Origin of the sequence: Dictyobacter aurantiacus (assembly GCF_003967515.1) — a bacterium.
Classification (GTDB): domain Bacteria; phylum Chloroflexota; class Ktedonobacteria; order Ktedonobacterales; family Ktedonobacteraceae; genus Dictyobacter; species Dictyobacter aurantiacus.
The window spans coordinates 4850559-4875290 of record NZ_BIFQ01000001.1 but is presented as its reverse complement, the minus strand read 5'-3'; the positions used below and the strand labels follow the sequence as shown (position 1 = coordinate 4875290).

Annotated in this window: 19 protein-coding genes; 5 read left to right on the top strand and 14 right to left on the bottom strand. The window is 57.1% G+C overall.

Features of this window, described 5'->3' with window-relative positions:
- Window positions 1-141 precede the first annotated feature (141 nt).
- From KTT_RS19580 to KTT_RS19570, 3 genes are all read right to left on the bottom strand, one after another.
- On the bottom strand, window positions 142-3105 hold the full coding sequence (locus KTT_RS19580; RefSeq protein ID WP_126597603.1) for a CHAT domain-containing tetratricopeptide repeat protein: 2964 nt from the start codon (window positions 3103-3105) through the stop codon (window positions 142-144).
- A gap of 20 nt (window positions 3106-3125) precedes the next feature.
- Window positions 3126-3941, bottom strand: coding sequence for an anti-sigma factor (locus tag KTT_RS19575; RefSeq protein ID WP_126597602.1), 816 nt, complete (start codon window positions 3939-3941; stop codon window positions 3126-3128).
- A gap of 282 nt (window positions 3942-4223) precedes the next feature.
- Window positions 4224-4979, bottom strand: coding sequence for a sigma-70 RNA polymerase sigma factor region 4 domain-containing protein (locus KTT_RS19570; RefSeq protein WP_126597601.1), 756 nt, complete (start codon window positions 4977-4979; stop codon window positions 4224-4226).
- Window positions 4980-5350: 371 nt separating this feature from the next.
- Between KTT_RS19570 and KTT_RS19565 the strand changes: the two genes are divergently transcribed.
- Complete coding sequence (locus tag KTT_RS19565; RefSeq protein WP_126597600.1) at window positions 5351-5983, top strand: DUF4388 domain-containing protein; 633 nt, start codon at window positions 5351-5353, stop codon at window positions 5981-5983.
- Window positions 5984-6012: 29 nt separating this feature from the next.
- Window positions 6013-7548, top strand: coding sequence for a PDC sensor domain-containing protein (locus KTT_RS19560; RefSeq protein WP_126597599.1), 1536 nt, complete (start codon window positions 6013-6015; stop codon window positions 7546-7548).
- A 73-nt stretch (window positions 7549-7621) separates the two neighbouring features.
- Here KTT_RS19560 and KTT_RS19555 read toward each other — a convergent pair whose 3' ends face one another.
- The 3 genes from KTT_RS19555 to KTT_RS19545 all read right to left on the bottom strand — a co-directional run bounded on the left by KTT_RS19555 (window position 7622) and on the right by KTT_RS19545 (window position 12524).
- Window positions 7622-10081, bottom strand: a complete 2460-nt coding sequence (locus KTT_RS19555; RefSeq protein WP_126597598.1) for an aldehyde dehydrogenase family protein — start codon at window positions 10079-10081, stop codon at window positions 7622-7624.
- Between the two features lie 18 nt (window positions 10082-10099).
- The gene (deoC, locus tag KTT_RS19550; protein ID WP_371864900.1) at window positions 10100-11023 is read right to left on the bottom strand and encodes a deoxyribose-phosphate aldolase; all 924 of its coding nucleotides are present in this window, start codon (window positions 11021-11023) and stop codon (window positions 10100-10102) included.
- Window positions 11024-11513: 490 nt separating this feature from the next.
- Entirely contained in the window at window positions 11514-12524 is a 1011-nt protein-coding gene (locus KTT_RS19545; RefSeq protein ID WP_126597596.1) for a phosphotransferase enzyme family protein, read from the bottom strand.
- Between the two features lie 301 nt (window positions 12525-12825).
- On the opposite strand from KTT_RS19545, the gene KTT_RS19540 reads away from it, so the two are divergent.
- The 3 genes from KTT_RS19540 to KTT_RS19530 all read left to right on the top strand — a co-directional run bounded on the left by KTT_RS19540 (window position 12826) and on the right by KTT_RS19530 (window position 16674).
- Entirely contained in the window at window positions 12826-13623 is a 798-nt protein-coding gene (locus KTT_RS19540; RefSeq protein WP_160145985.1) for a ribonuclease HI, read from the top strand.
- 296 nt (window positions 13624-13919) lie between these two features.
- Window positions 13920-15719 (top strand): S53 family peptidase, encoded by a 1800-nt coding sequence (locus KTT_RS19535; protein WP_160145984.1) that lies wholly within the window; start codon window positions 13920-13922, stop codon window positions 15717-15719.
- A gap of 298 nt (window positions 15720-16017) precedes the next feature.
- Window positions 16018-16674: a DoxX family membrane protein gene (locus tag KTT_RS19530; protein ID WP_126597593.1), complete on the top strand. Its 657-nt coding sequence runs from the start codon at window positions 16018-16020 to the stop codon at window positions 16672-16674.
- A 77-nt stretch (window positions 16675-16751) separates the two neighbouring features.
- On the opposite strand, the gene KTT_RS19525 is transcribed toward KTT_RS19530, so the two are convergent.
- From KTT_RS19525 to rimM, 8 genes are all read right to left on the bottom strand, one after another.
- On the bottom strand, window positions 16752-17243 hold the full coding sequence (locus KTT_RS19525; protein WP_126597592.1) for an LURP-one-related/scramblase family protein: 492 nt from the start codon (window positions 17241-17243) through the stop codon (window positions 16752-16754).
- Between the two features lie 308 nt (window positions 17244-17551).
- Window positions 17552-19174 carry a diacylglycerol/lipid kinase family protein gene (locus tag KTT_RS19520; RefSeq protein ID WP_126597591.1) on the bottom strand — a complete coding sequence of 541 codons (1623 nt, stop codon included), beginning with the start codon at window positions 19172-19174 and terminating at the stop codon, window positions 17552-17554.
- 185 nt (window positions 19175-19359) lie between these two features.
- Entirely contained in the window at window positions 19360-21234 is a 1875-nt protein-coding gene (locus KTT_RS19515; RefSeq protein WP_126597590.1) for a transketolase, read from the bottom strand.
- 410 nt (window positions 21235-21644) lie between these two features.
- Window positions 21645-21887: a hypothetical protein gene (locus KTT_RS19510; RefSeq protein WP_126597589.1), complete on the bottom strand. Its 243-nt coding sequence runs from the start codon at window positions 21885-21887 to the stop codon at window positions 21645-21647.
- 396 nt (window positions 21888-22283) lie between these two features.
- Window positions 22284-23042 carry an SDR family NAD(P)-dependent oxidoreductase gene (locus KTT_RS19505; RefSeq protein ID WP_126599742.1) on the bottom strand — a complete coding sequence of 253 codons (759 nt, stop codon included), beginning with the start codon at window positions 23040-23042 and terminating at the stop codon, window positions 22284-22286.
- An 18-nt stretch (window positions 23043-23060) separates the two neighbouring features.
- Window positions 23061-23531, bottom strand: a complete 471-nt coding sequence (locus tag KTT_RS19500; protein ID WP_218030928.1) for a MerR family transcriptional regulator — start codon at window positions 23529-23531, stop codon at window positions 23061-23063.
- A gap of 167 nt (window positions 23532-23698) precedes the next feature.
- Complete coding sequence (locus KTT_RS19495; protein ID WP_126597588.1) at window positions 23699-23929, bottom strand: hypothetical protein; 231 nt, start codon at window positions 23927-23929, stop codon at window positions 23699-23701.
- A 233-nt stretch (window positions 23930-24162) separates the two neighbouring features.
- Window positions 24163-24720 (bottom strand): ribosome maturation factor RimM, encoded by a 558-nt coding sequence (rimM, locus tag KTT_RS19490; RefSeq protein WP_126597587.1) that lies wholly within the window; start codon window positions 24718-24720, stop codon window positions 24163-24165.
- Window positions 24721-24732 lie beyond the last annotated feature (12 nt).

Below are 24732 nucleotides of genomic sequence, written 5' to 3'. Positions count from 1 at the left end.
TTCGGACCCCCCACCCGATTCCCCCCGCCCATAGGTTCGGGCCTCGCGCCCGATTTCCCCGTTGCCGGGCGGCATGTTTCCCCGGCATTTCCGTTCGGGAAGAGATAATCGGACGCGAGGTCCGAACGTATGAGGGCGCGCTCAGGCGGGGAGGAGGGGACCGGCGTCGCCGATGAGATGGAAGGCGGCCCAGAAGTAGGGGTGGATGCGATAGGCGTGGTCAGAGGTGGCGCGGGCATGGGCGATGAAGACGCGCTGGGCGTAGGCGAGGGCGGTGGCCTTGCTGGCGCCTCCCAGCAGGGCCTGGTAGAAGTGGGCCATCAGGTCGGCGCTGCTGGCGTCATCGACCTTCCAGAGGGTGGGGAGGATGGAGGCGGCCCCGGCATAGAGGAAGCCACGGCCGAGGCCGATGACCTCGTCGACGCCGCCAACAACGGCGCGACCGGTCTCGCAGGCGCTGAGGACGAGCAGCGAGCATTGGGCGAGGTTGAGATTGAAGACCTCGATGGTGCTGAGCTGGCAGTCGGCCAGCTGGATGTGGGAGAAGTTGGGGGCATCCAGGCGGAAGAGGCCGTGGGCGGCAATGTGGACGATGGGACTGAGGGGGCCGCGCTGCCAGAGCAGGGCCGATGTGGCCTCCTGGTTGAGCGCGCAGTGCACCTGCAGCTGCCGCGCCACCGTGCGCGCCTCCTGGATCGCATACTCCAGGCGTCCGCTGTCGGAGAGTCCCATCACTAGCGATTGCTGAAGAGGGATGTGGCGCTCCAGCACCGATTGTCCCCGGCGACGGCAGATATCCATCAACGTAGTGGAGGGCAGATAGGAGATCTCGGCCTTCTCGATCACAAAGCGCTGCCCGTCGTAGAGGCAGTGGAAGGGAACATAGTGCAGCATGCCATAGGGGACGATCGTCAGGTGGCGACAACCCCGCAGCAGATCCGCCACCGGCGTCAGGAGCAGCTCGTAGAAACGCTTGAGCAGTCCCAGGCTATTGCTCTGCAGACTCAGGAAAGCCTGCGCCTGGTCAGCGGTGTTGGCCGCGCGGCCCGAGAGGTCCAGATTGGTGCGCCAGAGGGAATAGAGCCTCTCCAGCTGGACCACGGCGTCCGGGACGGTACGCACGGTCATACCGGAGGAGGTCAGGTGAAAGATGTAGAGGTCGCGATCCGAGAGATAATATTCGAGCAGATGAGCGCCGAGAGCCAGCTTCTGACCCATCTCGGCCATGCCTGGATACTTCCAGTCGGCATGGGGACGTGAGACCAGCGAGCCCGCCGAGCGCAGCTGGATCTGTTCAAAGAGCTGCTCAATGCGCCGCTCGCGCCGCTGCATCTCCTGGCGAGCCGTAACGGGATCGACCGCGCGGATGCGCATAACGGCCGTATCGCTCAGATTGGACTCGTCCTCGGTATGGTAGACGATCGAGCTAAACCAGGCATGCTCCTCGCGCGCCTTGACCAGGGCATCCAGGATATCCTCACTCATGCGGTCATCAGGTCGCACGCGGATATCGATATTGTGACGCAGATAATCGCCCAGCACGCGCGACTTGGCCTTCTCGACGTAGGTCAGGGCCTGCTCGACCTGGCCACGGCGCAGGGCCAGGATGATGGCGCGCTGATAGATATCGCGCTTATTCTCCAGGAAGCTGGTGCGCTCATCCAGCACGAGACGGCTCTGCACCTCGTCGATACCCTGGATGGCCTGGTCATAGTAGCCGGCGGCCTCCTCAAGATCGTCGCGACGCTCGGCCAGCTGTCCCAGCAGATCGAAGCAGCGATACTGCAGCTCAAGCAGGCCCTGTCCCTGGGCGATGTCCAGTGCCTGCGAGCAGAGATCCTGGGCGATCGGAATGTCGCCGCGCGCATCGGCGATGCGACCCTGCAGCAGGATCGCCTGGGCCAGGCGGGGCAGATCCTCCTGCTCGGCGAAGATGTCGGCCACGTGTTCGACCTCGCGCGCGCTGGCATCGACCTGCTGATCGGCGAAGTAGAGCTCGGCGCGCTGCAGGCCGGCCAGGATCGCCAGGCGATGGAAGCCCCCCTCCTCCAGCAAGCTGCTGGCCTCACGCAGCATCTCTTCGGAGGAGCGTATATCATCCAGCAGGATAGCGGCGGCGGCCTTATGCATCAGTGAGCGCGCCAGGTTATGGCGCTGGGAGGGCGAGGAACGGAAGTAATCGATGGTCTCGCTGGCCAGGTCGTAGGCCTCCCGGGCGCGATTGAGGCGCACCAGGCACAGGCACATCTGCTGCGCCACCTCGTAAGCGGCGAACGTGATCCTATGACGCTGGAAGCGCTCGCGGCTCTGATTGTAGAGGCGTAGCGCCTGGCTATAGTGGCCCTGGGCCGCGTAGATATCGGCGATATTCAGCTCCTCGCGGGCCACCGAGATCTCTTCGCGCTCGCCATAGCGATCAAAGGTAGTGCGCGCCTGTTCATGCAGGGCCACGGCCTCGCGGAACTTCCCCTGGGCCGCCAGGGTCAGCGCCTTATTGCCCTGGGCGCGCGCCAGGTAGAGATCCACATTCTCGCCATGCAGCAGGTAGGTCTCGATGGCGCGATCGAACAGGTGCAGAGCCTGTTCATAGCGGCCAAGCTCGAAGTTAATGATGGCCGCGTTGGCATCGATCTGGCCCGCGCGCAGCAGCTTGCCATGGCGCATAAAGATCGTGCGCGCCTTCTCGGCATCCTGGATCGCCTCGGTGGTGCGGTTGAGGCCCAGGCAGGCATTAATGCGGCCAAAGCGTGTCCGTGCCCAACTCACCTCATCGCCGATCGACAAAAACTCCTCGCCGGCGGCATCAAAGAACGGCAGCGACTCCTGGTTGCGTCCCAGGCGGCGTAGCGCATCTCCGCGCGCCATCAATCCCAGGGCATGATAATAGGTGCTCTTCGTGAAGTCGCCAATCAACACCAGGTAGCCCGCGAGCGTCAGGGAACGCTCCACGTCGGCATTCCAGCTGCGATCGGCCTCTTTTTTGAGCCCATACACCAGGCGATCGAGGGCCGGCGTACTGAAAAAAGGCAGGTGGGCCAGCAACAGCTGTCTCCCCTGCTCTTCATTCATACCGACCAGTGCCGCCACAAGATCTTGAGGGGTCATGGTTTTGCCAGGTTCTCTATCTAGCGCGCCTCTTGTACCGGGAGTTGATCGATGACTACAACACCATCGGGCAACAGGAGTTCAATGGTATACGTAGTGGGCTGCAAAGCGGGAAAGATAACGTTGCCTAACTCATCGATGTGCTGTGTCTGGACGACTCCCTCGGCGGTCATCAACTGCGCGGTCGTGCCCTGCAAGGCATTGATCGCGCTGCCCTGGCGCGTAACCAGGCCGATCAACTGCCAGGCACCGCGCTGCCTGGGACTGCTCTCAAGCTGCAAGGATATGTGTACATCCTCGGCCTGATAGTCGCGCGGCCAGGCCAACCCTGGCTCGGCCAGGCTACGCTGGAAGGCGAATCCTGGCTGGGGAGGCAGCAGCAGGGCTACGATCCGCCGCGCCCCCTCCACCGTCTGCTCACGCGCCTGCCCCAGCGTACGCCTGATATCTTGCAGAGACCGCGAGGCATTGCGAGAAACTACCGAGCTACCAACCCGGCCCACAGCCACAGGCAGCGGATCGGCGGCCATAAAATTGGTCAGCGTCACCATTTCAGCCGAGCAGAGCACGCACATCCGTAGATGCGCCTGAACGGCGTCGGCATGGTCCCCATCGACCAGACCCAGGGCGAAATCACCCAGGACCTGATTAGACGGGCAGTCCCAGCGATACAGCTTCTGGCTCAGTCGATGTTCCATACGACGATAGCTTGCCAGCTGAGACGAACATTTTTGACAGCGCGCAAGGTGCTCTACCACAGCGGGCCGCACGTTTTCGCCCTCAAGGTAGGCAATGAGCTCTTCATTGCTAATCGCACCTGGTTCACGACACTCCATCAGCGTTTCCTCTATATCAACATAGGCTACAGGTTCAGCACATTTCTCCCTCCCCCAGCGGGATCGTCCGTATACAGGTAGAACGGTAGAGATGGCATCCGCGCATACAATATAGCCATACAATAGCCACATCGACCCACGGCCCATGCACCCTACAAAGCTGAAAGCCTGGAAAGAAGACCCTGGGTCTACTCCTTCATCAAAATAAACGAGCCCATTCATGCTTTTCGGACCCATCATGCGAGATTTCTCGCCCTACCAGCGTGCCGGGATGGGAAGTAGCTAGCGCCGGAAGAGGGCCTGCAGGCGTCGATTGCGGCGCAGGCGCTCCAAAACGTTGCGCTTAATGCGGTACACATCATCAACTGAGGCGAAGTGCCGTGGATGCTGCATGCTGATCTCGCCTGGCTTCATGCCATGAACGTAGGCCTCATAGATCAGAATACGCTCATCTTCACCGCGCACCTCTTCCAGGATAAGCTGCCACAGATGCTGCGCCGCGAGGCTGGAGACTACATCCTCGGCCGGATCATCGCTGGCCGGCTCATGCTCGATGGAATCCAGTGTCTCTTCATACTGGCGCGCCTGCCGCACCCGCACCTCATCCGCCACCACGCTATGCACGCACATCTTCATATATTTTAATATAGCCGCCAACGATTCAAAATTGCCAATTTTGAGCGGGGTCAGCGCCTGCGCGAACTTGGCAAAGGCGGCATTGACCAGCGGCGCTCCCCCATCCTGTCCCAGGATCGGAGCGGCGCTCTGGTGCTGCGTCACCCAGGTCAGAACCAGGGGGGCATACTGCTGATAGATATAGCTCCACGCCCCCTCGTCCCGGTTGATAATAGCACGGCGAAATAATTCAAGACAATAACGCTCATTGGAGGCGTTCTGCTTCAGGAACTTATTGGTCTCCTCAGAGCAACGGCGAGCCAATTCATTAATTGAAAGTAGCCCCGTGGGTGGTGCACTGTCACCTGTTTCTCTCGCCTCGGGCTCAGATCCAGGCAATTGAGAAGGGTTGTGAGACTCCATCAAAGATTATAGCTCCCTACTTTCAAACTGCTGCACGCGAGCAAGAGCACAGTATTGGACATCTACGGTTCCTTGTTTCTGGTAGATCACAAGTCGACCTCGAAAACGTTTTGATTCATTATCGCATGTTTGAGGGTCTATAGCCATACAATGATCATACACCAGGAAAACAGAAAACTGGCGATGCCGCAACTATCACTTAGAACTTATATTACTCATTAGTGAAAGGAAAATGGTACTGTTTATTAGGTGATTCAGTTCATAAAAAGGAAAAAATGCTCACACTTTCCGTTCTTTATGCTATGCTTATATAATCTGCAATAGAGAAAATCTTAAGGGTTTAACCTGCTTAGAGACGGAGCAAGACGCTCATGGCATCACGACGCGGCATCGCGACAGACCAACTAATGAATGTAATTCAAGTTCTCCAACTTGGGCGCAAGACGGGACAACTCTCCATTGAACGAGGAGAAGAGCCACAGAGAGAGTGGGGAGAGATCACCTTTTTACAGGGCCGCATCATCTCAGCTCAATGCGGGCAACTTGAAGGGCAGGCCGCTATGGATTGGCTCAAAACCTGGGGCCCGTGTCGCTTTATCTTTGTAAACGATATCGATAGAGCCACGGGCCCGATGGTGAATCTGCAGAGTTCATCATCGACAAGCACCAATCCATCCTTACCTGCGATTCGTCCATCGGTGTCATCCCCCTTGCCAAATGACACCCGGAGACGACCCAGCACAGGGCCCATGCCTGCCTTGCCAGTTACGCCCACGCCTATACCCTCTATCCAGGCCAGCCACAGCGGACCCCAACGCGCCTGTACCCCTGAAGAAGGCTTGCGAAGACTGGCCCAGGCCAACCTTTCACGTCATCACCGTCAGCTATATCTGCTCATCGACGGAAGTCGATCCGTTATGGAGCTTATTCGCCTGACAGGTCGTCAGCCCGGCGAAGTGCAACAACTTCTGTATGACCTGGAACGCATTGGAATTATTCGCTAAACCGTACTAAAAACAAAGGATCAATAAAAATGGTTCAAAAACATAGACAAACTAAAAGACGAGGAGGGTTCCCATTACCTCTACGCATCTCGATCGGCTACGTGTTCGCCGCCATCATCCCGTTGCTACTGGTAGTTCTGTTCATCATAACGCAGACGCGGCCAACGTTGCTCAACCAGGCCAACGATACCATGACCAGCGATTCGCAGACGCGCGTGCAGTTGCTTGATACCTATTTCAATGAACGCAAACTGGATGCGGTGGCACTCGTCCAGGTGCCCAGCGTTCAAGCCTTTATGGCGCTTGCGCCAGAAACAACGCCGCCGGCGATATATAAAGATGGATTATTGCACTCCACGTTTGCTTTACAGGCCGGACTGAGCCGCAGCAAGGACTACAGTTACTGGGCGCTCTTTAATACAAAGGGCAGTTTGATTCAATCCTATCCTAATGGAACGCCCAAACGTGGCAATGCCTATGCGACGCCCCAGCAGCTAAAAGACATTCTAGCAGGCAAAGAATTTATTTCGCCCGTTTTCTACGATCCCGGCACAAAGGTCGCGACCGTTGATATTTACGCTCCTATTTTACCGACCGCGATACCAGATGCCAATCCTCACCAGGTTCTGGGCTTCATGCGTGCCACGCTAAAATTGGACTATATCTGGAATGAGATCGTCAAAAAGGACCTTAATGTCCATGGCCAGGGCAGCTACGCCTTTATCACCGACGAGAACGGCGTGCGCATCGCCGACACCGATCCTAACCGGTTGTTCACCAGCATCAAGCCGCTCGCTACGGATGCCCAACAGCAGATCCTGAACCAGCAGCGCTACGGCGATCAATCGCAGATCAAGGGTCCCTATGACCCGGCACTGAGCAGCCATACCAACGATCAGCGCGCGTCCGAAATCTTTACCGCGCGCCCGCAGGGTCAGCAGGAAGACTTTGAGGTGGTGCGGAGGACGGCCACCACTGTTCCCTGGCAATATTTTGTGCTCAGCCCGGTCAATAGTGTCACCAGCATCGCCAATCAGCAGGTAACGACCATCTACTGGCTGGCCGGGCTGGCGGCCCTGATCGTCGCCATCGGCGGTGCGTTCGCCGGTTTCGGCATCTCGCGTCCGATCGAGCGTGCCGTCGAGAGTCTGCGCGGCAACAGTCAGGCGCTGAACATCCTGGCCCAGAGCCAGCAGGATGCCGCCGGAGAGCAGGTCTGGGTGGTGGATTCCTCGCAGGTAGGGTTGCAATCGGTACAGTACTATACCGAGGCCGCCAAGGTCGCCTCGGATAAGCTCAACAATACCACGCAACTCATCAGGCAGCACCGCAACCAGATGAATCCGGCCCAGATGGAGCAGGCACTGGATGAGATTACGCGCTCGGCCAGCTACCTGGTCAACGCGCTGGATTATCAGCATGCCAGCAACCAGAAGCTGGCCACCGCACTGAAAGTGGCCACCCAGGTAACCGAGCAATTGCAGTCCGGCGCGTCGTCCGCTACTGATGCCGCCGAACAGCTCGAACAGGTGGTACAGGAGTTGCGCTCGGTCGTCGGCCGGTAAAGCAACACGTTCCCACACATGAAGGAGCCCCGGTCGCGATGCGCGACCGGGGCTCCTTCATGTGTGGGAATTTTTATTCTCCGTAGGGGACCCAGATGTTTTTCACCTGGGTAGCCTCGCGCAGGAACTCTTCACCCTCACCCTGGACGCGATCGAGCCAATTGCGGCCGCGACCGTAGTTGACCCAGGTACGCTTCATATTGCTGATCGAGGCCAGCTCGACGGCTTTTGAGCCCTCGGCGCTGCCGAAGTACCACATGGAGTTGACGTCGTGGTGCTCGGCCAGAACCTTGCTGAGGGCCTCGCGCTCGCCGGTGACGATGTTGATGACGCCAGCTGGCACATCGGAGGTCTCGAAGACCTGATAGCAGTCGGTGGCGCTGAGGGGCGCGCGCGGCGAAGGGATGGCCACCACGGTATTGCCCATGGCGATGGCCGGGGCGACCAACGAGACAAAGCCGAGCAGCGGATAGTCGTCTGGACAGGCCAGGCCGAGGACGCCGATGGGCTCCTTCATGGCCAGCACGGCTCCGCGCAACGGCGGCAAGTGTACGCTCCCCTCGAACTTATCGGTCCAGGCGGCGTAGCTGAAGAGGCGCGATAGGCTGGTCCGCACCTCATTGAGCGCGTCGGCATAGCTGCGAGCGGTCTGCTCGACGATGCGGCGCGCGAACTCGGCCTCGCGCGCGCCCAGGTTCTCAGCGATATAGTAGAGGATCTGGGCGCGATTGTGCGCGGAGGCGCCACCCCAGCCGCTGGCCTTGTGGGCGGCCTCCACAGCATTGCGAATATCTTTGCGATTGCCCTCGCCGACCTCGCCCAGCACGCGTCCGCCGGGACCCGTGATCGTCAGGCTATAGCCAGAGTCCGGACGCGCCTGCTTGCCGCCGATGAACAGCTTGGGCGTACGATCAATGGGCGGGAAACCATAGCCATCCTGCGCATCGGTGGCGGAGAACTCCTCCAGCGCATCCGTGTGGACCGCGCCGTTGCCATTGCTGGCCTCCATCTGTTCCCCGGCGTGTGTCGCGGCCTTTACACCGCCCGAGCGACCGTGGTGCGCGGCGAGCCAGGCGGGCTTCACATATTCATAGAGCCCCTCCTTGCCACCCTCGCGACCATAACCGCTCTCACGATAGCCGCCAAAACCGCAGGCCGCGTCGAACAGATTGGTACTGTTTATCCAGACGCTGCCCGCTTTGAGCTTAGGAGCGATATCCAGGGCCAGATTGATGTTGTCGCTCCAGACACTGGCCGCGAGTCCGTAACGGGTATTGTTGGCGATCTCAACCGCTTCCGCGGGTGTTCTAAAGGTGAGAGTAACCAGAACCGGACCGAAGATCTCTACCTGCGCCAGGGTTGAGGCGGGCGCCACGTTGGTAAACAGGGTCGGTGGGAAAAACGAGCCATCGGCCGGACAGGCCGTGGACGGCTGCCACAGCTGCGCCCCCTCTTTAACACCGATATCGACCAGGTTCTGGATCTCCTGCCGCTGTCCCGGCGACACGATGGCGCCGATATCCATGGTCTTGTCCAGGGGATCACCGATGCGCAGGTTCTCCATGCGCGCGCGCAGCTTATTGATCAGACGCTCGGCGATGTTCTCCTGCACCAGCAGGCGCGAACCGGCGCAGCAGACCTGGCCCTGGTTGAACCAGATAGCGTCGACCACACCCTCGACGACGCTATCCAGGTCGGCGTCGTCAAAGACGATAAAGGGCGATTTGCCGCCCAGCTCAAGCGAGAGCTTCTTGCCGCTGCCGGCCGTGGCCTTGCGGATGCTGCGGCCAACCTCGGTTGAGCCGGTAAAGGCGATCTTATCGATGTCAGGATGGTTGACCAGCGCTTCACCGGCTTTGGAGGCCTCGCCGGTGACGATGTTCACCACGCCGGCCGGCAGTCCAACCTCCTGCATGATCTCAGCGAACTTCAAAGCGGTCAGCGAGGTATAGCGGGCCGGCTTCAACACCACGGTATTGCCCATGGCCAGCGCGGGCGCGATCTTCCAGGCCAGCATCAGCAGCGGGAAGTTCCAGGGAATGATCTGTCCCACTACGCCAACGGGCTGATAACCGGGGAGTTCGCTTTCCATTAACTGCGCCCAGCCGGCGTGATAGTAGAAGTGACGGGCCACCAGCGGGATATCGAGATCGCGCGTCTCGCGAATGGTCTTGCCGTTGTCCAGCGACTCCAGCACCGCCAGCAGGCGCGCGTGCTTCTGAATGTGGCGCGCGATGGCGTAGAGATAGCGGGCGCGCACGTGTCCCGGCGTCTTGCTCCACGAGGGAAACGCCTTGCGGGCGGCGGACACCGCCTTGTCTACATCGGCCTTATCGGCGGCGGCGACCTTTGTCAGTCCCTTGCCGGTGGCTGGATTGCTGCTCTCAAAATAGGACTCAGCAGCGGGCGCGGTCCACTCATTATTAATGAACAGCTGGAACGGCTCATGCTCTTTTATCCAGGCCAGTGCGAGGGAAGAGGCCTCCGGGGCCGGACCGTACGCCATCGTCTCAAAAATTTCCATGATACTCATTAATTTTACCTTCCCAGACTAGACCATCGGATTTTCGTAGGCGGCGGCATACTGGCCGCTGACAAAGTGGGCCAGCTGGCGCTCGATGTCGGACAGCAGGCCGCTGGCGCCGAAGCGGAACAGCTGGTTGTTCAGCCACTCGTTGCCCAGCTCTTCTTTAATCAGGGCCAGCCAGTCCAGCGAGGCCTTGGCGGCACGGATGCCACCGGCCGGCTTAAAGCCTACCTTATAACCGGTCTGTTCATAGTAATCGCGAATGGCGCGCACCATCACCAGGCCAACCGGCAGCGTCGCGTTGACCGGCTCTTTACCGGTCGAGGTCTTGATAAAGTCGGCCCCGGCCATCATGCAGACCAGGCTGGCCATGCCAACGTTACGCAGGGTCGCCAGTTCGTGGGTCGCCAGGATCGTCTTCAGGTGAGCCTCGCCGCAGGCCTCACGGAACGCCTTAACCTCGTCATACAGCGCCTGCCAATCGCCGGTCAGCACGTGATGGCGCGAGATCACAATATCGATCTCGCGGGCGCCAGCCGCCACGGAGGCCGCGATCTCCTGCAGCTTCTGCTCAAACGGATTGAGGCCGGCCGGGAAACCGGTCGAGACGGCGGCCACCGGAATATCGCTGCCGCGCAGCGCCTCGACGGCCGTCTCAACAAACTGGTGATAGACGCAGACCGCCCCGACGTGCAGACTGTCAAAGCCCAGCGCCTGCAGAATCTCTGGTCGCACCGGCTGGCGTGCCTTGGCGCACAGACGCCGCACATTGCCAGGGGTATCGTCGCCCGACAACGTTGTCAGATCCAGGCAGGTAATGGCCCGCAGCAGCCAGGCAGCCTGCCATTCTTTTTTCACGGTACGGCGCGCCGGCAGGGTAGCCGCGCGCCGTTCGATCGCGCTGCGATTGATGTGTACGCGACCGACCCACCCCAGGTCCAGGGGCATGCCCGGATTTCGCACCAGGGCTGCGGTGGTCGAGGGCTGTGCATCGCCCGCGACCGACTCTGTACGCGCTTTAGTCGTGGTCATGAATTTTTTCCTTTGAAAAGGTACAAATGAAAGACTAAATTTTTGTCTGTGGTGCCGCCTGCGGCGGCACCACAGACAAAAGGGGGGACGATTGGGGGACACCCCCATCCCCCCGGCAGGAGGGGCTAGTCGCCCCTCCTGCACCTCCTCGCCTGCGGCGGCACTACAGACAAAGGGGGACGATTGGGGGACATCCCCATCCCTCTGGCAGGAGGGGCTGGTCGCCCCTCCTGTACCTCCTCGCCTGCGGCGGCACCACAGACAAAGGGGGGACGATTGGGGGACACCCCCATCCCCCCGGCAGGAGGGGCTAGTCGCCCCTCCCGCACCTCCCCACCTGAGATGGGGTTATGGGAGGGCACACCTGCTCGGTGTGTGGGGTTAACCTCCCACCGGCCTGAACTGGTTAGTGGCAGGCGTCGAGCAGGGTGGCCCAGGTGGATGCGTGGGTCGCCAGGATACGCAAGCTAGCCAGCGTGCTGGTGGTCTCACGGATACCGATGAGCTGTTCTTCTTCTGAGGCCACAGATTCGCCCAGCGTGCGACGCATGTTAAAGAGCAACCAGCCAAGCAAGGTGCCCATGTAACCATTGATGGCATCCTGACCGGAGCTGACGATAGTTCCGCCCGCGTCTCGATAGGCTGTCAACAGAGCGGTAAAACGTTCTTTACTCCCCTCGCCCGTGAGTAGTCCGCTCCAGGTCAGGGCGGCCCCCACCAGTTCCATGGTAGGATTCACCAATCCAGCCGCCTCCCAGTCGATCAACCAGGGGGTCCGGGAATCGCTCCAGATAACGTTGGAGGGATCGCAATGGGTATGGCTCACCAGCATATGCTGGCTCAACGCCTTGCCAGCCTCTTCATAGGCGCGAGTCCATTCAAGCAGGCGCGGCAGGACCGAGCGAACCGGATTGGCCCAGGCGAGGTTGAGGTCAGAGGCCTGAAAGGTCAGGATGTCCCAGTCCTCGTCCTCAAAGTGCGTCCACTCAAGGGGTTGCACTCCGGGGAGGCGCAGGTTCAGGGCATGCATGCGCGCCAGCAGAGCTCCGACCTGGCGCACCTGTTCAAGCGTCACGCTTTCGGTCGATAGCACCGGGCCATCGACCCATTTATAGATAAGCAAGGTCATATCATCCAGCTCGTAGAGGACGTCGCCAGCGCCATGCGCCAGCGCCGTCACGGCCGGGATGCCCCGCGCCGCCATCTCACCGGAGATCTGCTCGGATAAGCGATAGGCATGGTGAACGCCCGGCCGCTGTAACAGGGCCGCGTTTAACTGCTTCAACACGAACGTGCCGGCGTTGGTCTTGAGTCGCCACACGCGATGCAGCAGCCCGCCGGTGACCGCCTGAGGCTCCTCCAGCGGCTCACCCAATCCTGCCATGGCGCATAGATGTACGACTTGCGTAGTATTCATCAAAAATAACCTGATCCCTATTGTTGCTGCGCGTATCCCATCTCAACACATGGGAGGTGATACACATAAACAAACCCAAACACAATTCTACCATAAGCGATCGATATTGTGTTCCATTCGGAATTATCAAACACGCGGGGAAACGAATTCATCATGGTGTGGACGGGGTCGCTTCGCGACAAAGCCGGACAAGCCCGGCACCTACGGTGGGGGGTCGCCGAGGTGGTGACGATGAGGAGGGGTTTGTGTTAAACTGCACCATAATGTAATATCGATCAATACCAGGAAAGGTTTTTTTTGCGTGAGCGAAATTCAGGCCTCGTTAGAGTGGAGTTCGATCCTTAAAGCTGTTCTCGATATAGATGTACGGTCCAGGCTGCCAGGTCTGGATAAGAGCGGGGTGATCGCCTATACCGATGGGGCGTGCATTAAAAATCCCGGCGGTCCGGCCGGATGGAGCGCCCTGCTGTGGGCGGCCGTCGATGCGGTCGGCGAGCAGCTTCCGCGGCAGGCTCCGTGCGTGGAGTGCTACGGACATATTCCAAAATCGTCCACTACCACCAATAATCGCGCCGAGATCTCGGCGGTCCTGGCCGTCCTTTCAATCGCGCCCCCCACGCTTCCACTGACGATCTACAGCGATAGCGAGTATACCATCAAGGTCGCCACCGGCGTCTATCAGATGAAGGCCAATCCCGATCTGTGGGATATTTACCGCAAAATGCTCAGCTATCGCAAGGAGAAGCCAAAGTTCATCTGGGTACGCGGACACGCCGGCCACGAGCAGAACGAGCGCGCCGACTACCTGGCGGGTCTTGGCGCCTGGAACAACAACAAAGCTGGCTTCGAACGCTGGCAGAGCTCCCAGACACCCGAAGCGCGCAGCGGCCTCTCAACCTCTCAGATCAACACCATCCGCAAGCAGGTCCAGCAGCTACAGGCCTACGTGGATACGATCGACCCAGATAGTGGACGCGTCAGCCAGCAGGAACGTAAGTTCATCGCCGACATGACCAAACGCCTGCGCAAGAACAACTTCGTCCCCTCCGACAAACAGAGCAGCTGGCTACAAAAGCTGGTCGTCAAATACCACCTTTAAGAGTTCATATTCCATCAGCGTTTGTTCCCTCGTGGTGATTTCTGTAATCACCACGAGGGTTTCTTCATTGTATTTTAATGGATGGTGCTGGATGGGCGGAAAATATGAGCTGGCTCACACAATATTGGTAATTATTTCCATTGTTTACAATCCGAACAATACATATAATGTGTGCGCATAGGGAATGGAGATCTGGTGGGGCGGATTATATGCATACATGCGAATTCATTATATGTGGAGGTTTTCATTATTTCATGTTTCTACGAAAATTGTGCAAGCGGATAACAGTTTTGTGCTTGCTATGCATCTGTTTATTAACGCTCACCAGCTGTGAGCTGGGAGATACGGCATCCAGTGAGGCCACACCGACACCCACATCGAACCTGCAATACCAGACACTCAAGCTGGATATTCCTCAGCAGGCACTCACAGCCCCGGTGACCGGCACACTGCCGGCTAACCAGGTATTGCATGTGGGTGTCACATTTAAGATTGATCCCAATGCCATCAAGAAGTTCGATAGCAATGGATCCGACAGCAGCAGTCAGCAGAACAGCGATGATATGGCGAAGAAGCTGGGCATCAACGAACAGGCATATCAACAATTTAAGCAGTACTTTGGTATCAAAGACGCAACCATCAATCTGAACCAGACGCGTACATGGATGACGATCGATATCAAGGCTGGCGAACTGGCAATGTTGATGCAGACGAAATTCGTCATACACAGCCTCAACAATCGCAGCTTCTATACACCCGATCCCCATCAGATGCCAAAGGTGCCGGCACAGATAGCGGGCGCGATCCTGGCAGTAAGTGGTCTGGATAACTATAGTCATCCTGCGCATCCAGGTGGCTTTTTTCAGCCAGCAGTAACGGCATCAGCGCGACATCGACAAAACAGCATGGGCGTCGATTGTACTCCGATCACCAATAAATCCGCCTGGACGGCACCTATTCTGCTGCCCTCCGATTATGTGCAAACCTATGGCCTGGCGCCTTTCCAGCAAAAGGGCTGGTATGGTCAGGGTCAAAAAGTGTTGCTGGTCGAGCCATACGATACCTATAATCTAGATGACGTCAATGCCTTCTTGAACTGCGCGAATTTTAAAGGCACGCTGGACACAATCACTTTGGATGGAGCACCGCAAGTGCCGACAGGCTTTTTTGATGAATCTACCCTCGATATCGACACGGTTGCCAGTGTAGCACCTGACGCACAGATCGTTGACTACCAGGGAGATGGGGCAGGGGCCTATCAACGTGGCGGGGATGATTTCGTGGTCATCAACGACCTGCTGCAGCGCATCATCGGTGACTACCGTCATAATACCCATTCAGGGGCGGTCATCAGCATGAGCTTTGGGGGCGATGAATCCGCGATTACAAATAACGACCTGATGATGATCAATCAAAGCTTGCAGATTCTGACTGAAGTTGAGCATATGACCGTCTTTGTTGCCACTGGCGATTGCGCCGCTTTCAGCAGCGGAATTTATGGTCAGCTCGGTGTGAGTTTCCCGGCCAGCGATCCTTGGGTAGTTGCGACGGGCGGCACCATGCTCCAAACCGATATGAGTGGGCAGCGGGCCAGTGAGACCGCATGGTCCGATAGCACCGCTGATCACAGCACCTGCAACAATTCATGGGGATCAGGAGGCGGGGTTAGCACTGCCTTCAAGGCACCAATCTGGCAACAGCAGAGCAGGGCATCTATCGCCGGACTACAAAACAGGTATTCCACGGGTTATCGCCAATTGCCTGACCTGGCCGCGGCCGCGACCAAGAATGTGTGTTACATGCAGTACCAGTGGGGAATCTGTGATGGTACCAGCGCGGCTACACCACTGGTCGCCTCTGGCATGGCGGTTTTGAATGGCGCCTTCAAGCATAATATGAAACACTTTTTCTTCGGCCCTTCCGGCTGGTACGCCGCCCAGGCGCGTGAGTCGAGATATCATCCCTTCTATAACATCACGCAGGGGAATAATATCTACTATCAAGCCACGCCTGGCTGGAATTATCCAACCGGTCTTGGTACGCCCAACTTCCTGGGACTCTATCAAAGCCTGCAACAGTTACTGCGGCATAAATAGTTATCATCCCGCAGAGTAACGCCTGTCGCTCATCGCGAACGTCACCGGGACTTCACAATACAGAGATGCGTATTGTGAAGTCCCGGTGACTTCTTTTGTCGTTTTTGTGATCTTTATGAGATGGGAAGGGCTTATTCTATGGGTGTAAGAGATACAGAGAGAACACGAGGGAGACGGAAAAGAGAAGAGTGGGTGGCAAGTGGGCGGGGTTCTGGCTGGCTCAAGCAAAGAAACAGAATTTTGTAGCACGCTATTATCAAGATTTAATTATATCGATGTTCGAAAAGGAGATTCGATCATGCGTCAGTTTCAAGCAATTCAACCACGCACAGCCACACAGATTTCAGAGCCTCCGATTGCTCGCTTCCTGTTTGCCGATACACGGATGGCATGGCTGTGGCTTATCGTTCGCCTGTATGTAGGATATGAGTGGATCACCGCCGGCTTCGAGAAGCTGACCGGCCATTCAATCGCCATCGGCTCATTTGGCGAGGCGGCCAGAGGTGGTCCCTGGGTGTTCAGTGGACATGACGGCGCGGCCATGAAAGGCTTTGTGGCGGGCGCACTGGCCCAGGCTACGGGAGCCCATCCAGCGGTACAGGGCTGGTACGCGGCCTTCCTGCAAAACGTGGCTCTGCCGAACGCGGCGGTCTTCGCCTACGTCATCACCTTTGGTGAGATCCTGGTCGGTCTCGGCCTGATCTTCGGTGCCCTGACCGGTATCGCGGCCTTCTTCGGAGTCTTCATGAACCTGAACTTCATGCTGGCAGGTGCTGTGAGCATCAACCCGGTAATTGGTACGCTGGCCCTGTTCCTGGTCCTGGCCTGGAGGATCGGCGGCTACTACGGCATCGACCGCTACCTGCTCCCGCTGCTCGGCACTCCCTGGACCGGCACGCTCGTCCATAAAGACGAAACCAAACCGATCAGCAATAAACCCTCGCTGGCAAGCTGAGGCAAAGTGCTTACACGAGTAGAGTATATGACGGCCCCGACGCGAGAGCGTCGGGGCCGTCATATACTCTACTCGTGTTAATGATCTTCTTGATGATCTTTCACCATTTCAAGCACGACGGCGAGGGCGATGATGAAGGGAGCATCCACGCCGTTGGCGACATCGACGCCGTAGCTCTCGTGGAACAGCGAAAACTCACGACCGACGCGCCCCAACAGGTTTCCGGCGTCGTCGCTAATGGCGAAGTTCCAGGCCCAGAGGTCGCCATCGATATGGAAGACCATACCATTGTCACCCTGGACCTTGAAGCGCTCACCAAAGAAGCGGAACTGCTCATGCACGTTGGCCCAGTGCTCGCCATTGCGGAAAATATCATAGCTGGGTCGCAGAGAGATCACTCTTTGCTTGATATGGACCAGCTCCTGGCCGCTATAGAGGTCCCGCATCACCAGGTTATCGCCCACGTGGAAAAATTTGCCGTGGATTTCAAAGACAGCATTTCCGGCGTCGTCGCGTACAGTAAAGGTGTCGGTCAAGCCCCAGGCGTGTTCTCGTAGATGGTAGCGCATAGGCGTGAATAAGCTCCTTTCAGTCCTACAGGTCTGAGAAGCGCAGGCGCCTCACTTTTCTCGCGTTGGTGGGGCGTGAGCGCCTCCGCACGGGCGTCTGCACGGGCGTCCGCACTGTTTTTTGTGTGAGTGCGACAGGGGTGCATTCGCACCCCTGTCGCACTCACACACTTATGATAGTGCAGCACCACTAATATACAATTGACTCCCGCATGCGGGCCGAGGCATCTCAGACGAGATTTATTGTTGATCCTATGTATGGTAAACGCTGAAAAGGTTCAACAATAAAAAGGGGATGAGAGGCGGCCTTATGGTAGCACCAGGCGTTTGGCCTGGACCACATTGCGCTTGCTGCACTTGCCATCGACGATGATCACCGCGCCCTCGGCCAGGTCGCGCATGGCGGCCTCCAGATTGGAGATGCGGCGTCCCTGGTGGTCGAAGATGGTGGTCTTCTCGTTCACAATTACCGCGCCTGGATCGGACTGGCCCGATCTCTTCTGGACCTCTCCGGCGATCACATAGGTGTTGGGCGCGGAGGCATTGGGAGCTTTACCGTAGACGGCTACCTTGCGTCCATTGGAGGCCAGGGCATCCATCACATCGGGCAGCTCTTTGCTCAGTTCCTTGACGTGCTCCATCTCCCGCTCAGATTTATCATCTTCGCTGTGCAGCTCCGACTCCGTCAGCGTCTCTACCGCGGTCGTATGCTTCTGGGCGGCGGTATCGACGGCCTTTGGATCATCTTTACGGTGGCGACTGAAGAGGCCATGCCTGACCCTCTGGGTCGGGGCCGGATCTGCTTCTCCATTGTCAACACGATCTTTATCGGCCGGATGGTAGGCGTGCTCAAACAGCTCCTCATCATACGTCCTGGGAATAGCGACCGGCAGGGCCTGAGGCAGCGTATCGATCTGATAAGTGATATAGACCTGGTCCAGGGCCTCCTTATTTAAATGCGCCAATCTTTCCCAGTCGCTGGAGCTCAGGTAATCTTTGAGCTTGATCGAGCTGCCATCTACCTGTAAGGGGGCGCTGGCCGGTACTCTGATGCGCAGATGGGCACCCTTGAAGTACTCGGCAGTCGTGTTGTCCGGCTTCTGGCGCAGCAGCAGCGACGACAGCTGTTGCATGGTCGTCAATGCATTGCCAGATGTAATCACGCAGACATCGATGGCGCCATCGTCTACGTAGGCATCCGGCGTAATGCGCTCAACCTTGGCGTAGCGGCGCGTATTGCCCAGCACGATCTGGATTGCCTCGCCCCGCCAGAGCGAATCGTTCCCCTCACCAACCAGAATCTCAACCGGGAAAGGGTGCTGCGCAGGCACTTCTTTAGCAGCGGACGCAGCAACGGCGAAGGGTCCAATCTGGTACTTTAACGGCTTGGAGACGCCGCTCATGATGGCCGCGTCCAGGCCGATGCCCGCCATCAACAGGAAGTGGTGGCGCACCTGCCCGCTCTCCTCAGAAGCCTTCTTACCAGCTTTAGCGAGTTCAATCGAGGGCTTATCGTCGCCCGGAAAAGCGATCGAGCGTAACGAGATACGCCCCACATCCACCTTGCGCGTCTCACTATTGAGCAGGGCCAATGCGGCCTTCACAGGATCGGTTGGAATACCAACCTCACCGGCCCACACATTCGCGGTCCCACCGGGGATCAGCGCCACCGTCGGTCGCTTACCCTTCACGCTCATCACACCATTGACGGCCTGATTCAGCGTACCATCGCCACCATAGGCAATAACCACATCACTCTTCTTGCCCAGTGTCACCTCGCGTGACAGAGCCATAATATGCTTGCCATACTCTTTTAAAGCGATCGTAGTCTTGTATCCACCCGCCGCCAGCACGGCCAGAATATCCGACAACTTCGCCGTATTCTCGCCTGCCCGGGGATTAATAAGGAATGAAGCAGTTTTACTAGACATAGAATACCCCCTCGCTGCTATCAAGATATAAAAATGTTAATCAATTCTGCTAGGGACACGCGAGAAGCAGTGGTTCAGTTTCAAGGGCGGTAGATATATAGCCAAAAGTGATAAGGTGGAGCGGCTGCGCATATGCGCAGCCGCTCCACCTTATCACTTTTGGCTATAGCTATATATGAATAATGTTATTTGACACCTCGGACCAGGGTTTTGACGGCCTGGACAATGTCGTGGGCACTGATGCCAGCGGCTTCGAGCAGCTGGGCAGGCTTTCCGGAGCTTGGCATCGACTCAACGGCCATTTTGATGACCTGTGGCATGGGGACAGAAGCCTGCGCGAACGCTTCCAGCACGGCCTCGCCCAATCCGCCCTCGGGCCAGTGATCCTCGACCGTGATAATCTTACCACCGGCCTCAGCGGCCGCCGCCAGCAGGGTCTCGTCGTCGATAGGCTTGACCGAGTAGGCATCGATGACGCGGATATTGATACCCTCGCTCTTGAGCTGATCGTAAGCCTGCAGGGCCTCATGCAGCGTGATACCCGCCGCCACGACGGCCGCATCGTCCTTATCAGATTGACGCAGGATCTTACTGCCGCCGACAGGGAAGGTCTCATCGGGACCATAGATGACGGGTGTTTTTTCGCGCGTCGTGCGGATATAACAGATGCCACCGTGATCGGCCATCTCCGCGACCAGCTTAGCCGCCTGATTGGCATCACAGGGATAGAGCACCGTACTATTCCAGACCGCGCGCATCATCGCCAGATCCTCCAGGGCCATCTGCGAGGGACCATCCTCACCGATTGAGACGCCGGCATGTGAGCCGGAGAGGCGAATGTTGGCCTGTGAGACCGCGCCCATGCGGATAAAGTCATAGGCACGCGACAGGAAGGCCGCGAAACTCGAAGCGAAGGGGATCTTCCCTCGGACCTGCGTACCAACGGCAAAGGCCACCATCTGCTGCTCCGCGATATACTGCTCGAAGTAGCGATCGGGATAGGCCTTGGCGAACTCGTTGGCGTAGGTAGAGTTGCTGACCTCACCATCCATCACCACCACCTCGGGATTGGCGGCGCCGAGCGCGACCAGCGCATCACCGTAGGCTTTACGAGTCGCCTCAGATGAGTTCAATTCGTAACGTGGCAGTTCAAGGGGCTTCTTCTCTCCCAGCGGCGCGGGTTTGGCGGGGTTCGGCTTCTGCACAGGATAGACCATGCTGCGAGCCGCGGGGTTCAACTCATTGATAGCCTGCTCGGCCTGCTCCTGGTTCAATGGCTTCCCATGCCAACCCTCTTTATCGGCCAGGAAGGAGACCCCCTTACCCTTGATAGTTTTGGCGACGATGACTGTCGGGCGATCGGTGGTCTCGGCGGCCTGGCGATAGGCCTGATCGATCTCCTCATAATTGTGGCCATCGATCACGATCGCATTCCAGCCAAAGCCACGGGCGCGGGCCGCGTAAGCCTCGGTATTCCAACCCAGTTCAGTCTCACCGCGCTGTCCCAGACGGTTACAGTCGATAATCGCGATCAGATTATTCAACTTGTAATGCTCGGCCAGGTGGAAGGCTTCATAGTTAGAGCCCTCAGCCATCTCACTATCACCCAGCAGAACCCAGACCTTGTAAGGGAGTTTATCCAGGTACTTGCCCACAGCCGCGATACCGACCGAGACCGGCAGGCCCTGTCCCAGAGAACCGGTCGCCACATCCACCCATGGAATCTCAGGTGTAGGATGACCGGCCAGGCGGCTACCAAACTTGCGCAGCGTCAGCAGTTCTTCATCTTCAATCGCCCCCGCCGCCTTAAACATCGAATACAGCAGCGGCGCCGCGTGCCCTTTGGACAGGATGAAGTGGTCGTTAGCGGGATTCTTCGGATCATCATAATCGTAATGCAGGTGGCTCAGCATCAAGACCGACATCAGATCGGCCGCCGACATCGAAGAGGTAGGATGTCCAGAACCTGCCGCGGTCGTCGAACGGATACTATCAACACGTAATTGCTGGGCAAGATTTGTCCATTGTTGCACCTGGGAAGTCGTTTCTGCAGTTGTCATAAGTACTCCTCACTATACAAGCATCGTACGCTTTAAATCCCAATTTCCTTGTGTATGCAGGTAGCTGGTAAACATGCGGCAAAGCGTATGCGATACGAAAACCAAAATATCAGCCACCTGATATCACTGTATAGGGTGACAACAAGGCCGCGAGCGCAAGCTGGAACGGTCCTGTCAGTTTTTATTATGCACGCTGGCAAGCAGCTTTGTGAAGTGGTCGGCTATAGCGACCACAACACCTTTTAACACGATTGGGCGCGGATCAATAGTTTCAGAATATCTGATCTCAAGGGGATGGACGTGGATCTCATGGTGGAGAAAGCGGAGATGGTTATAGAGTACAGAATATGAGACATACACAGGCTTGCAAGAACGGTGTATGTCTCATTATGGAAGCGCGAGTAACCGGTTTAGTGACGAGCTCTGGGAGCCAGGGCCCAGAACAGCAGACCGGCCATGACAAAAAACATCACCAGCATAAGCCCCATGACGGGATCGACGGCGCCGGTTACCGGAAACTGGAAGACAGCTGCCAGAAGCAAATAGAGCAGCCACAGCCCCCCCAGAATCGGGAAAACATATAGCCAGTTAAAACGCGCACGGGGGTTCGGTTCACGAACAACAACTTCATAGTCTGAATTAAGTGGCTCCATACCATACCTTTCCTTCAAGACCGCATAGCGCATATTCCTATGCTGTTTATTGCAGGCGGCCGTGAGACACATCTCTTCTAAGAAAGATCAGAAATATGCCGGGTCGAGCAAATCTTATGATAATATCGATCAACAGGTCGCTGATTAAAGCAGCCCGCTGAAATTCAAGTCATATTATAGTCGTTCGCATCCAACTGCGCAACTTTTCGCATTCTCATTCCACAGCCAGCTTATGGAAATTCGCCAAACAGGTTCCGCGGGGTTCACAGGGGTCTCCCCTGATCTTCTCTACACAGCCTGGTAGTTAGAAGAGGGTCGTGCACGACCCTCTTCTCCGATTAAATGAGCGCCGTTCCCATCGCGGCGCTGTTTCCAGCATGAGGTTCTCTTTCGCTTCTAAAGTCTCATGCCACCTGACACTTCTATTCTCTGCGCATTCACCCAACCGGTCTCCTGGGAGAGGAGAGCGGCAACGACCCCGCCAATGTCTTCTGGTTGACCGACACGACCAAGGGCGATCTGTGAGGCCACCAATTGGTTGAAGTCTTTGTTATCACGCACGATGCCCCCTTCAAAGTCCGTTGCAATGGCCCCTGGAGCCACGGTATTGACCACGATGCCTCGCGGACCAAGCTCAACTGCCAGGTAGCGAGTCAGCACCTCGATGGCCCCCTTGACGGCCGCATAGACACTATTGCCTGCAGGGGTAAAGCGCGTGAGTCCGGTTGAGATGTTGATGATGCGTCCACCATCCGCCATCAAGGGGAGCAGGGTTTGGGTGAGGAAGAAGGTCCCCTTAAAATGCACATTGACCATCTGGTCAAATTGTGCTTCGGTCGTCTCGGTGAAGGTCGCGTAGATGCCAAATCCCGCATTATTGACGAGGAAGTCAAATGTATCCCTGTTCCACGTGCGTTTAAGTGTCTCCGTGACCGCAGATGCAAAGGCGGCAAAGGACGTTGTATCGGACACGTCGAGGTGCAGCGCGACCGCTTTACGGCCCTGCTTCTCGATCGCAGTGACCACGGCTTCTGCTTCTTCTTTTTTGCTGTTGTAGGTTAGAATAACATCGTTCCCTTTAGCGGCGATCTGCATCGCCATATCTTTCCCCAGTCCTCGGCTTCCGCCAGTGATGATAGCTATGCTCATGATCATTCCTTTCAAGCATACTTCTTATGTTTCTGTAATAATCTGTTGTGCCAGCCCGGAGGCGATCTTCCCTATCTCTTGTGCCCTGGCATCGTCGCCACGCTGGACTGCTTTCCAGTATGCGACCTTTTGCTCCAGATAGCGAAGATGCTCTTGCTTCTGCGCCAGCTCGTGCTCCAGGGCTTTTTTCTGAGCTTCGAAGAGCGCAAGTTGTTGATCGGCAGCCGCTTTTCCATCTTTGAGAAGCGCAAAATACGTCCGCATATCAGCAATTGACATACCTGTTGTTCGTAAGCACGCCAGAGTCTCAATATTCTGGACATCTTCCGCAGTATATTTCCGATGGTTACTGCTGCTGTCCCGGCCTACTCGGTCGAGCAAGCCAATCCGTTCGTAGTAACGGAGGGTATGCTCGCTCAGACCGCTTCTCTGAACCACTTCCTGCAGGGTAAAGTGGAGAGGCATTTTTATATTTGTATGTGTATCACGTGACATGGAGATAGTATGCCATACCTAGAGTGCTCCAGGTCAAGAGTTTTTTGTCATTTTTGGGTCATTTCAGGAAAGCGGTCAGAACTTCCTTGTTTGTGGGGGGTTCAGGGGTCTCCCCTGGCCTTCTCTATTTTGTGGTGCCGCCGTCGGCGGCACCACAAAAAAAGACCTTAGCGGCCAAAGCTGCAGAGGTCGAGATTGGTGGAGTCACAAGAATCGGAATGGGCGGGCGAGAGGATATTTTCCAGAAAAGAAATAGTGGGAAGGGAGTAACGTTTATTGAAGTGGCGACGCAACTCAAACGCATTGACCTGATAGGTAGAGCCATCAGAGGCGGCAGTCAGTCTTCCTTCAGCAATGGCGCTACAAACATCAGCAAGAGTCGGGATGTGGTCGGACATAAATTTCCTCCCCCTACAGGATATACTGCGGCGTGTTATACAATCAACGCAACAGCAGTAGAAACACAAGGTACCAATTACAGACACGACTAAACGCTCTTTTTCGTTTCACTGTGCCGTTTGTAGCATAAGAGCCACGAGATGCGATCCTCAGTGTGCGCGCCTGCGCTGACGCATGATGCTGAATACCGCCGCTTCGACCCCTTATACGTACAGATGGTACATTCACCTGGCTATTCGATCTCTTTTTGATCAGGATCATCTATTACCGCCTCATCATCCAACAACCCCTTCATAGGATCAATATACATCACCTTCCGGATCAGGTCAATCTGTTTGATGACCTCTTTGATGGCCGGGATCAAAATCTGCTGACCTTGCGTTCCTTTGATGACGTAAACGTCATTCCCCCCGGTGGTCCAGATATCGGTAATCACACCGACCTCCTCACCGCTCATGCGCAGGACGCGCAGGCCGAGGATATCATGCTGATAGTATGAATCGGGAGGCAAGGTGGCCAGTTCGGAGAGAGGAATCACAATATCGCGTTGCCGCAATTTCTCAGCAGCGTTGGCGTCATCGATACCCTTAAATTTGAGTAGCAGCATATCTCCCTTGTAGGGGCGCACCCCCGCAATGGAGAAGCGATGATGGTCGGGCGCCAGGTAGACGGTCTCCAGCGACACAAAGCGATCGGGTACATCGCTGAGTGGAAAGACCTTCACCTCGCCCCGAATACCAAAAGGGGCCACTATTTTTCCGATAGTAGCCCATTCTGTCGTGTTTTGCATAGCACGTAGCTC

Coding starts and splice junctions, on each gene's coding strand:
- KTT_RS19560 (WP_126597599.1), top strand. CDS start 6,013: ATGGTTCAAAAACATAGACAAACTAAAAGACGAGGAGGGTTCCCATTA.
- KTT_RS19565 (WP_126597600.1), top strand. CDS start 5,351: ATGGCATCACGACGCGGCATCGCGACAGACCAACTAATGAATGTAATT.
- KTT_RS19555 (WP_126597598.1), bottom strand. CDS start 10,081: ATGAGTATCATGGAAATTTTTGAGACGATGGCGTACGGTCCGGCCCCG.
- KTT_RS19495 (WP_126597588.1), bottom strand. CDS start 23,929: ATGTCCGACCACATCCCGACTCTTGCTGATGTTTGTAGCGCCATTGCT.
- KTT_RS19575 (WP_126597602.1), bottom strand. CDS start 3,941: ATGGAGTGTCGTGAACCAGGTGCGATTAGCAATGAAGAGCTCATTGCC.
- KTT_RS19545 (WP_126597596.1), bottom strand. CDS start 12,524: ATGAATACTACGCAAGTCGTACATCTATGCGCCATGGCAGGATTGGGT.
- deoC (WP_371864900.1), bottom strand. CDS start 11,023: ATGCCCCTGGACCTGGGGTGGGTCGGTCGCGTACACATCAATCGCAGC.
- KTT_RS19580 (WP_126597603.1), bottom strand. CDS start 3,105: ATGACCCCTCAAGATCTTGTGGCGGCACTGGTCGGTATGAATGAAGAG.
- KTT_RS19500 (WP_218030928.1), bottom strand. CDS start 23,531: ATGTCACGTGATACACATACAAATATAAAAATGCCTCTCCACTTTACC.
- KTT_RS19525 (WP_126597592.1), bottom strand. CDS start 17,243: ATGCGCTACCATCTACGAGAACACGCCTGGGGCTTGACCGACACCTTT.
- KTT_RS19510 (WP_126597589.1), bottom strand. CDS start 21,887: ATGGAGCCACTTAATTCAGACTATGAAGTTGTTGTTCGTGAACCGAAC.
- KTT_RS19515 (WP_126597590.1), bottom strand. CDS start 21,234: ATGACAACTGCAGAAACGACTTCCCAGGTGCAACAATGGACAAATCTT.
- rimM (WP_126597587.1), bottom strand. CDS start 24,720: ATGCAAAACACGACAGAATGGGCTACTATCGGAAAAATAGTGGCCCCT.
- KTT_RS19505 (WP_126599742.1), bottom strand. CDS start 23,042: ATGATCATGAGCATAGCTATCATCACTGGCGGAAGCCGAGGACTGGGG.
- KTT_RS19520 (WP_126597591.1), bottom strand. CDS start 19,174: ATGTCTAGTAAAACTGCTTCATTCCTTATTAATCCCCGGGCAGGCGAG.
- KTT_RS19570 (WP_126597601.1), bottom strand. CDS start 4,979: ATGGAGTCTCACAACCCTTCTCAATTGCCTGGATCTGAGCCCGAGGCG.
- KTT_RS19530 (WP_126597593.1), top strand. CDS start 16,018: ATGCGTCAGTTTCAAGCAATTCAACCACGCACAGCCACACAGATTTCA.